Origin of the sequence: Alkalibacterium sp. AK22, from assembly GCF_000585255.1 — a bacterium.
GTDB lineage: Bacteria > Bacillota > Bacilli > Lactobacillales > Carnobacteriaceae_A > Alkalibacterium.
In genome coordinates this window covers 1-2,173 of record NZ_JANL01000023.1, presented here as the reverse complement: position 1 = coordinate 2,173, position 2,173 = coordinate 1, and the positions used below count along the sequence as shown (strand labels likewise).

The following is a 2,173-nucleotide window of genomic DNA, read 5'->3' as shown; positions in this document are numbered from 1 at the left end:
TTTCCCTTTGTGAAAGCAGGACATTGCCGTGCAGCTCTTTTACTTAATATTCTTTTGGAGGTTTAGCTCAGTTGGGAGAGCATCTGCCTTACAAGCAGAGGGTCAGCGGTTCGAGCCCGTTAACCTCCATAGATCCATGAGCCGTTAGCTCAGTTGGTAGAGCAACTGACTTTTAATCAGTGGGTCACAGGTTCGAATCCTGTACGGCTCATATATAAGAGAAATCTTATATAATCACACAAGCGGATGTGGCGGAATTGGCAGACGCACTAGATTTAGGATCTAGCGCTTCACGGCGTGGGGGTTCAAGTCCCTCCATCCGCATTGCACCATTTAATAGATAGACGCCGGCTTAGCTCAGTTGGTAGAGCAACTGATTTGTAATCAGTGGGTCGAGGGTTCAAATCCTTTAGCCGGCATTTTTTTATGTAATAGAAACCATTAGCGGAAGTAGTTCAGTGGTAGAACATCACCTTGCCAAGGTGGGGGTCGCGGGTTCGAATCCCGTCTTCCGCTCTAACCGTTTAAATTGTATATTGCAATTTCATTCCCAAGCCGGGGTGGCGGAATTGGTAGACGCACAGGACTTAAAATCCTGCGGAGAGTATTCTCCGTGCCGGTTCGACTCCGGCCCTCGGTATTCATTATGAAAATAATGTGTAGCACCCTTAGCTCAATTGGATAGAGTACCTGACTACGAATCAGGCGGTTAGAGGTTCGAGTCCTCTAGGGTGCATGTGTTGAGCAGTATTACGGGAAGTAGCTCAGCTTGGTAGAGCACTTGGTTTGGGACCAAGGGGTCGCAGGTTCGAATCCTGTCTTCCCGATTTGTAACAAAAATGGCGGTGTAGCTCAGCTGGCTAGAGCGTACGGTTCATACCCGTGAGGTCGGGGGTTCGATCCCCTCCGCCGCTATCGAAGCGGACCTTTAGCTCAGTTGGTTAGAGCAAACGGCTCATAACCGTTCGGTCGCAGGTTCGAGTCCTGCAAGGTCCATTGCGATGACTGTTGAAGCGCTAGTAATGATAGGCTTCAGATTCGATGGTTGTCAATTAATATTATCGCGGGGTAGAGCAGTTGGCAGCTCGTCGGGCTCATAACCCGGAGGTCGCAGGTTCGAGTCCTGCCCCCGCAATCACTCTGACTGTTGAAGTTTTAGCTGATACAGACAGGGGACACTTAGGCATTGACCTACAGTGATTTTATATAATGGATTTAAATGTGAGGTCCCGTAGTGTAGCGGTTATCACGCCTGCCTGTCACGCAGGAGATCGCGGGTTCGATTCCCGTCGGGACCGTTTTAGCGGGTGTAGTTTAGTGGTAAAACCCCAGCCTTCCAAGCTGATGTCGGGAGTTCGATTCTCCTCACCCGCTTTGTATGAAAATACATTTGTCATTTGGGGCCTATAGCTCAGCTGGTTAGAGCGCACGCCTGATAAGCGTGAGGTCGGTGGTTCGAGTCCACTTAGGCCCATTGTATCGTTTAAATTTACGATATGGGGAAGTACTCAAGTGGCTGAAGAGGCGCCCCTGCTAAGGGTGTAGGTCGGTAATCCCGGCGCGAGGGTTCAAATCCCTCCTTCTCCGTTTTTTATATTTTTGTCAGGCCCCTTGGTCAAGCGGTTAAGACACCGCCCTTTCACGGCGGTAACACGGGTTCGAATCCCGTAGGGGTCATGCTAACTGAATAAGTTATATCTGGAGGATTACCCAAGTCTGGCTTAAGGGAACGGTCTTGAAAACCGTCAGGCGTGTAAAAGCGCGCGTGGGTTCGAATCCCACATCCTCCTTTGTCTGTCTTGTAGTGATTAAGCATCCTGCAATAATGACACACGCAGCTTAATGGGCTGCGGTATTTTTTTTAGAATCAGTACCACAATATAGGTGTTTGTTGACCTTATATCTGGTCCCGTAGTGTAGCGGTTATCACGCCTGCCTGTCACGCAGGAGATCGCGGGTTCGATTCCCGTCGGGACCGTTTTAAGGCGCTGTAGCTCAGTTGGTAGAGCAACGGATTGAAGCTCCGTGTGTCGGCAGTTCGACTCTGTCCAGCGCCATTTTAGTTTATTATCAGCGGGTGTAGTTTAGTGGTAAAACCCCAGCCTTCCAAGCTGATGTCGGGAGTTCGATTCTCCTCACCCGCTCTACTACAAAAAAGAGGCTGGGACAAAAG

At 49.7% G+C, this 2,173-nt stretch carries 20 tRNA genes; all 20 read left to right on the top strand.

Annotation, left to right across the window (positions count from 1 at the left end):
• Positions 1 to 56: 56 nt before the first annotated feature.
• Positions 57 to 129, top strand: a tRNA-Val gene (locus ADIAL_RS05075).
• Between the two features lie 9 nt (positions 130 to 138).
• Positions 139 to 211: transfer RNA gene (locus tag ADIAL_RS05070), tRNA-Lys, on the top strand.
• A 31-nt stretch (positions 212 to 242) separates the two neighbouring features.
• Positions 243 to 324, top strand: a tRNA-Leu gene (locus ADIAL_RS05065).
• A gap of 22 nt (positions 325 to 346) precedes the next feature.
• A tRNA-Thr gene (locus tag ADIAL_RS05060) sits at positions 347 to 419 on the top strand.
• A 25-nt stretch (positions 420 to 444) separates the two neighbouring features.
• A tRNA-Gly gene (locus ADIAL_RS05055) sits at positions 445 to 516 on the top strand.
• Positions 517 to 554: 38 nt separating this feature from the next.
• Positions 555 to 640, top strand: a tRNA-Leu gene (locus ADIAL_RS05050).
• Positions 641 to 662: 22 nt separating this feature from the next.
• A tRNA-Arg gene (locus ADIAL_RS05045) sits at positions 663 to 736 on the top strand.
• Positions 737 to 753: 17 nt separating this feature from the next.
• Positions 754 to 827 (top strand) — tRNA-Pro (locus tag ADIAL_RS05040).
• Positions 828 to 841: 14 nt separating this feature from the next.
• Positions 842 to 915: transfer RNA gene (locus ADIAL_RS05035), tRNA-Met, on the top strand.
• A gap of 7 nt (positions 916 to 922) precedes the next feature.
• Positions 923 to 996, top strand: a tRNA-Ile gene (locus tag ADIAL_RS05030).
• A 66-nt stretch (positions 997 to 1,062) separates the two neighbouring features.
• Positions 1,063 to 1,135: transfer RNA gene (locus ADIAL_RS05025), tRNA-Met, on the top strand.
• A 90-nt stretch (positions 1,136 to 1,225) separates the two neighbouring features.
• Positions 1,226 to 1,298: transfer RNA gene (locus ADIAL_RS05020), tRNA-Asp, on the top strand.
• A gap of 5 nt (positions 1,299 to 1,303) precedes the next feature.
• Positions 1,304 to 1,374, top strand: a tRNA-Gly gene (locus tag ADIAL_RS05015).
• A 26-nt stretch (positions 1,375 to 1,400) separates the two neighbouring features.
• A tRNA-Ile gene (locus ADIAL_RS05010) sits at positions 1,401 to 1,474 on the top strand.
• Between the two features lie 24 nt (positions 1,475 to 1,498).
• Positions 1,499 to 1,587, top strand: a tRNA-Ser gene (locus tag ADIAL_RS05005).
• An 18-nt stretch (positions 1,588 to 1,605) separates the two neighbouring features.
• A tRNA-Glu gene (locus tag ADIAL_RS05000) sits at positions 1,606 to 1,677 on the top strand.
• 23 nt (positions 1,678 to 1,700) lie between these two features.
• A tRNA-Ser gene (locus ADIAL_RS04995) sits at positions 1,701 to 1,790 on the top strand.
• 115 nt (positions 1,791 to 1,905) lie between these two features.
• A tRNA-Asp gene (locus ADIAL_RS04990) sits at positions 1,906 to 1,978 on the top strand.
• A 6-nt stretch (positions 1,979 to 1,984) separates the two neighbouring features.
• A tRNA-Phe gene (locus ADIAL_RS04985) sits at positions 1,985 to 2,057 on the top strand.
• A gap of 16 nt (positions 2,058 to 2,073) precedes the next feature.
• Positions 2,074 to 2,144, top strand: a tRNA-Gly gene (locus ADIAL_RS04980).
• Positions 2,145 to 2,173 lie beyond the last annotated feature (29 nt).